General features: G+C 65.2%; 1 protein-coding gene and 1 pseudogene. One reads left to right on the top strand and one right to left on the bottom strand.

Annotated elements, in window-relative coordinates:
• Positions 1 to 657: pseudogene (locus EOA33_RS25485) on the bottom strand (outer membrane protein assembly factor); the annotation flags it as partial.
• Between the two features lie 279 nt (positions 658 to 936).
• Between EOA33_RS25485 and EOA33_RS25490 the strand changes: the two are divergent.
• On the top strand, positions 937 to 4434 hold a 3498-nt coding region (locus EOA33_RS25490), incomplete at its 3' end, for an alpha-2-macroglobulin family protein (protein WP_190234367.1).

Consider the following 4434-nt stretch of genomic DNA (forward strand, 5'->3'; position numbering starts at 1 on the left):
GTCCGTGATCCTGGCCAGCGGCCGGCCTTCCTGTTTCAGCGCCCGAACGATCAGCGCCTCGGCCTTGAGCACGGCGCCCGACCCGGCGTCTCCGCCGGCGATCAGCCCGAAATCGGCGCTGGCGCGCCCCGCCGCATCGCCTTCCAGCCTTATGTTGCCCAGCGTGAACTTCGCGCCGGCGGCGATGGAAATGACCACTGGAATAGGTTGCGGCCCCTTGAACTCGGCGTCGGGCGGCAGGTCGTCGAGCGGCTTGCCTTCGATCGTGACGGTGACGACGCCTTCGTAGCGGGCGTCGGCATAGAGGGCGGCGACTAGTTGCTCGCGGTCGGCTCGCGCCTTGGCCAGCAGGCCGAGCGAGCCGGAGACCGGGCGCTCCTCGTCCGCCTTCAGCGTCGAGGCATTTTCCAGTTTCTTGACCAGGTCCTTGTCCGCATCGGGCGCCTCGATGGTCACCGAGTAGCGCAGCGGATCGACAATATCGGCATCTTCGTCGCTGGAAGAACCCCAGAGCTTGATGCCGAATATCTCGAAGGCCGTCGCCGGCCGCGATTCGGCAATGAAAGCAACAGAACAAAGCGCGGCCAGAAGCAGGGCGCGCGGAAGCCCGCGCCCTGGCGCGATCCCCCCTGACATCTGCTTTTCATGCGCCGGCATTAAGACAACCTAGTCGACAAAACTAAAATTGGAATGAAGTTCTGAAACGCTCGTAAAGGGGCCACAATCCAATTGTCTGAAATAGACAGGGCTTGGAATTCACACCTTTTGCGTCTTCGCAAGATTGCGTGATCCCCTGTCCTATGGAGGTTTTGTTGAAATACCGGCCTTTGGCCGGCATGGAACCCGTTGGTGGGTGCAAACCTGCCGAGCTCCGGCGTTGACAAGCCTGACTGAAGCTTGATCATGCCGGGACGCTGGCGATATCTGGAGGGTGATGTGGCAATGCGCGCGGCTCGTGGTCTCTCTTTCCTGGTTCTTCTCTTTTTCGCCTTCAGCGGCGTCGCGCAAGCGGCGGAAGCCCGGCGGATCGTGACGACGGACAATTCCGACTATTTCGGGTTCGACCTCAGGTCCGACCAGAATGTCAGCCTTGACCAATGCAAGACGACATGCCTGGGCGACCCCGCCTGCCGGGCCTTCACCTACAACACCAAGGCCAAATGGTGCTTTCTCAAATCCGACTTTAACCAGCTTAAACCCTTCAACGGCGCCATTGCCGGCAAGGTCGCCAATGTCGATGGCGATCCCGATATCGGCGCGCCGCCGGAACTGGCCTTTTTCCCCGGCTGGATGGCCGACCAGGCGCAGCAGTACCGCAACAAGCTGACCGATCCGGTCTATGACAAGCCGACCGAGGGTCTGGGGGCGCTGCAGGCCGCGGCCGAGCAGGCGCAGCTTACCGGCGACCACCGGCTGGCCATGCAGAAATACGAAGCCGCGGTTACGGTGCTGCCCGATGACGGCCATCTCTGGCTCGAGCTGGCGCGCGAGACGCTTGCCGTGCAGCCGGCCTCCAACACGTCCGAAGGGTCGACCTTGCCGGCAAACGGCACGTCCGCCGCCTTCAACGCCTACAAGCTGGTGCGCACCACCAAGACGCGCGCCCAAGCGCTCGCGCTGCTCGGCGCCGGTCTCGACCGCCGCGATCTCTACCGGCCGTCGCTGCAGGCTTATGAAGCGAGCCTCGCGCTGGTCAGCTCACCGTCGGTCCAGGCCGATTATGCGGACCTCAAGGCCCGCAAGGGCTTCCGCGTCATCGATCACACCGTCGATGCCGACACCAGCGCGCCACGCATCTGCGCGCAATTCTCCGAGGATCTGGTCAAGACCGGTGTCGACTATTCGCAGTTCGTCACCGTCGACAACGCCGCCCCCAAAGGCGTCGAAGCCAAGGACAAGCAGATCTGCGTCGAAGGGCTGGAGCATGGCCAGCACTATGAGGTGACGTTCCGCGCCGGCCTGCCGGCGGCTATCGGCGAGGTGACCAGCGCGCCTGTGGTGCTCTCGATCTATGTCCAGGATCGTGCGCCTTCCGCCCGCTTCACCGGCGACAGCTTCGTGCTGCCGGCGGGCGCGCGCCGCGGCATCCCGGTCGTCACCGTCAACATGAATGCAGCCAAGATGAAGCTCTACCGCATCGGCGACCGTTCGCTGGCGCAGCTTCTGTCCGGCTACCAGTTCCTCAAGCAGCTCGACGGCTACGATCTATCCAACATTTCCGACCAGATGGGTTCGCCGGTCTGGGAAGGCCAGCTCGACATCGCCAACGACCTCAACAAGGAGGTCACCACTTCGTTCCCGGTCGACGAGGCGCTGCCGCAGCGCAAGCCCGGCGTCTATGTGCTTACCGCCCAGGCTGTCGACGACCACAGCGACGAGTATGATTCGCGTGCCACGCAGTGGTTCGTCGTCTCCGACATTGGGCTCTCCACCTATACCGGGCAGGACGGGCTGAACGTCTTTGCCCGCTCGCTTGGAAGCGCCAAGCCGATCACGGGTGCCGAGCTGACGCTGCTCGCCCGCAACAACGAGATCCTCGGCACCGCCACCACCGACGCCGAGGGCCGCGCCGTCTTCAACCCCGGCCTGACGCGCGGCGAAGGCGGCATGGTGCCGGCCGTGCTGATGGCCAAGCAAGGCGACAACGACTTCGTCTTCCTCGATATGGGGCGGGCCGGCTTCGACCTCTCCGACCGTGGCGTCACCGGGCGTCCGGCGCCCGGTGCGCTCGACGTCTATGCCTGGACCGAGCGCGGCATCTACCGTGTCGGCGAGGATGTGCATGTCGCGGCCCTTGCCCGCGACGGCGCCGCCAAGGCGGTCGAGAACCTGCCGCTGACCTTCATCTTCACCCGCCCAGACGGCGTCGAGGACCGCCGCATCGTCAGCGATGGCGCCTCAGCTGGTGGCCATGCCGTCGACCTGCCGCTCGAGCCCAACGCCATGCGCGGCACTTGGACGGTGTCGATCCATACCGATCCCAAGCAGGCGGCCGTCGCCAGCCAGATGTTCCTGGTCGAGGACTTCGTGCCGGATCGCATCGAGTTCGACCTCTCCGCCGACAAAAAGGAGATCGCGCAGGGCGAAACCGCCAACGTCACCGTCGACGGCCGCTTCCTCTATGGCGCGCCGGCCGCCGGACTTGCGCTCGAAGGCGAATTGACGCTGTCGACCGCCCGCGACTGGGACCGCTTCAAGGGCTATTCCTTCGGTCTCGCCGACGAGCAGTCGGCCGAGCCCTCGGTGACGCCGCTCGCCGGCCTGCCCGTGGTCGGCGAGGACGGCAAGGCGACTTTCCCGGTCGCCGTCGACCAGTTGCCCTCGACCACCAAGCTGGTCGACGCCAAAGTCACCGTCCGCATGCGCGAAACCGGCGGCCGCGCCGTCGAGCGATCGCTCAACATCGGCATCCGCCCGCAGGGCCACATGATCGGCATCCGTCCGGATTTCGAGAACGACGAGGTGCCGCAGGGCGGCACGGCGAAGTTCAGCCTGATCGCCGTCGACCCCGACGGCAAGCGCGAGGCGCTGAAAGGCGCGCTGTGGTCGCTGGTCAAGGTCGAGCGCAATTACCAGTGGTACCGCTCCAACAATTCATGGAATTACGAGCCGGTCACCTTCACCAAATCGGTGGCCAACGGTCAGATCGATCTTGCCGCCGATGGCGAGGCAACCGTGTCGCTGCCGGTCGACTGGGGCCGCTACCGGCTCGAGGTCGAGACGGCTGATCCCGAGGGTCCGGCGACCAGCTACGAATTCGATGGCGGCTGGTATGTCAGTTCCACCACCACCGAAACGCCCGACGGCCTCGAGATTGCTCTCGACAAGGACACCTTCGCGGCTGGCGACGTGGCCAAGCTCAAGGTCTCGCCGCACTTTGCCGGCGAATTGCTGGTCACCATCGGCGCCGACAAATTGCTGAAGACCGTCACCGCAAGCGTACCTGCCGGCGGTGGAACCGTCGACATCCCGGTCGGCGACGACTGGGGCGCCGGCGCCTATGTTACAGCGACACTGTTCCGGCCGGGCGACGCGCAGGAGACGCGCATGCCAGCCCGCGCCATCGGCGTGAAATGGCTGGCGGTCGACCCGGGCTCGAAGAAGCTCGCCGTCACCTTGACGCCGCCTGAGAAGACAATGCCACGCCAGCAGCTGTCGATCCCGGTCGCGGTGGCAGGCGTGCAGCCTAGCAGCAATGCCTATGTGATGGTTGCCGCCGTCGATGTCGGCATCCTCAACCTCACCAACTACAAGGCGCCCGATCCGGAAAACTGGTTCTTCGGCCAGCGCATGCTGGGGCTTGAGATCCGCGACCTGTACGGCCGCCTGATCGACGGCTCGCTCGGCACCACCGGCAAGCTGCGCACCGGCGGCGACGGCGCCGCCTTGCAGGCGCAGGGCAGCCCGCCGACCGAGAAGCTGGTCGCCTTCTTC

Source organism: Mesorhizobium sp. M4A.F.Ca.ET.050.02.1.1 (assembly GCF_003997725.1).
GTDB lineage: Bacteria > Pseudomonadota > Alphaproteobacteria > Rhizobiales > Rhizobiaceae > Mesorhizobium.